Genomic DNA, 1,679 nt, shown 5'->3' on the forward strand with positions numbered 1-1,679 from the left:
CCGCAGGCCAGCAGCGCGGGCGCGAGGTAGGCCCAGGTCTGACGTAGCGCCTGGGCGCGTTCGAGCGCGATGAGGGTGCCCATGAAGCCGAGCACCATGACCATGCCGTGCACCGAGGGCAGGTGGTCGGCGGGGGCGGGGGCCCAGACGCCGACGGCTACCAGGGCGGCGTTCAGCCCGGCCAGCATGCACGCCCCACCGAGTGCCAGGATCGCGATGCGCGGGGCGGCCGAGCGTGACCGGCCTGCCGGGGAGGGCTCAGGCGTCCCGGACTGGACCGACGCACCGGCTCCCGGCACCCGCGACGCGGCGGCGTCGCGCGGCTCCCGTGCGCTCGGCGTGGGGCCGGGGTGGGTCGTCATGGCGGTGGTGGCGAGGGTCGTGCGCGGGAATCAGATACGCGTGAAGGTCAGCGTCCAGGACTCGGGGCCGCGCTCGCGGTAGCCCACCTCGACCGTGTCGCCGTAGGCGTCGGCGATCTGTGCCAGGAGCGGCAGCGGGTCGTGCGGGGCGACGAGCGCCATGGCGCGGCCCGGCGTCAGCGAGGCGAGTGCCCCCAGGATGGCGGCGTGACGCAGGGCGTGCGGGATGACGCGGGCGTCCAGGACGGGAAGGTCCTCGTCGTGGTGGCCGCAGCCGCAGGTGGGGCGTTCGACGAGGGGCAAGTCGCTCATGGCTGATTCTCCGTGGGTGAGGCGAGGGCGGTCGGCCCCGTTGAGTCCGGTCGGGGCCGACCCGTGGCGCTATTGTTACATAGTCTTCTGTATTTATTCCACTACACTGGATCCATGACGACCCCCCGCCTCGGCCCCGTCCGCCCGCAGGTGTCTCCCCTCCCGCCTGCCCGTGCCCGCGTCGCCCATGCGCTGGCCGAACTGGGCCCTGCCGTTGCGTTGAGCGCACTGGTGGATCGGCTCGGCGGCCACCCCAACGCCACCCGGGCGCATCTGGAAGCGCTGCAGGTGGCCGGGTTCGCGACCGCCGACCCCCTCCCCAGCCAGGGACGCGGACGCCCCGCCCTGGGGTTCACACTGACCGCGTCCGGGGAGTCCGCGCTGCGGGGGGATCCGGCCGTGAGCGCGTACGCGGAACTCGTGGGCGCCCTGGCCGCCCACCTCGACCGCGAGCCGGACGCCGCCGCGCAGGCTCACGCGATCGGTCGCGCCTGGGGTCAGGCGAAGACGACCAACCCAGCCCCGGCGAGCGCCGTGCGCCTGCTGAGCGATCTGGGGTTCTCCCCGGCCGTGGAGGGTCGCACCGTCTGGTTGCGCACCTGCCCGCTACTGGACGCCGCCGAGAACCACCCGGAGGTGGTGTGCGCCGTCCATGCCGGGCTCGTGCAGGCGACGTCGGGGGACGCCGACGCCGCGCTAGCCCCTTTCGCCGTCCCGGGCGCCTGTCGCATCGAGTTCTCCGCCTGAGCCGAGGTGATCGGACCCCCGGGCCTCTTCCCCTGCGCGCGGTTCGCCGCCCCGGCTCGGCCAGGCCACCAGGGCGACGGCCCCCAGCAGCAGAGCTGCCCCGGCGAGGCCGGCGACGCCGAGACGTTCGCCCAGCACGACGGCCGCGAGGATGGCGCCGGTGACCGGCTCCAGCAGGGAGACCAGCACGCCGGTCGTGGAACTCTGCGACCCCAGGCCGACGAAGTAGGCGGCGTAGGCCAGCGCCGAAGGGATCAG

Annotated in this window: 3 protein-coding genes and 1 pseudogene; 1 reads left to right on the forward strand and 3 read right to left on the reverse strand. The window is 74.3% G+C overall.

What is annotated here, in order from left to right:
- A pseudogene (locus tag V7E09_RS15625) lies at positions 1-362 on the reverse strand (hypothetical protein); the annotation flags it as partial.
- 30 nt (positions 363-392) lie between these two features.
- Entirely contained in the window at positions 393-674 is a 282-nt protein-coding gene (locus V7E09_RS15630) for a DUF2249 domain-containing protein (RefSeq protein WP_324512230.1), read from the reverse strand.
- 114 nt (positions 675-788) lie between these two features.
- On the opposite strand from V7E09_RS15630, the gene V7E09_RS15635 reads away from it, so the two are divergent.
- A complete protein-coding gene (locus V7E09_RS15635) occupies positions 789-1,421 on the forward strand; it encodes a helix-turn-helix transcriptional regulator (RefSeq protein ID WP_324512229.1) in 633 nt (210 codons plus the stop codon).
- Here the strand turns inward: V7E09_RS15635 and V7E09_RS15640 are convergent.
- Positions 1,371-1,679 (reverse strand): DMT family transporter (locus tag V7E09_RS15640; protein ID WP_324523743.1); only part of this gene is annotated, 309 nt, incomplete at its 5' end. The genes V7E09_RS15635 and V7E09_RS15640 overlap by 51 nt on opposite strands.

The organism is Propioniciclava sp. (assembly GCF_036744435.1).
Lineage (GTDB): Bacteria > Actinomycetota > Actinomycetes > Propionibacteriales > Propionibacteriaceae > Propioniciclava.

Coding starts and splice junctions, on each gene's coding strand:
- V7E09_RS15630 (WP_324512230.1), bottom strand. CDS start 674: ATGAGCGACTTGCCCCTCGTCGAACGCCCCACCTGCGGCTGCGGCCAC.
- V7E09_RS15635 (WP_324512229.1), top strand. CDS start 789: ATGACGACCCCCCGCCTCGGCCCCGTCCGCCCGCAGGTGTCTCCCCTC.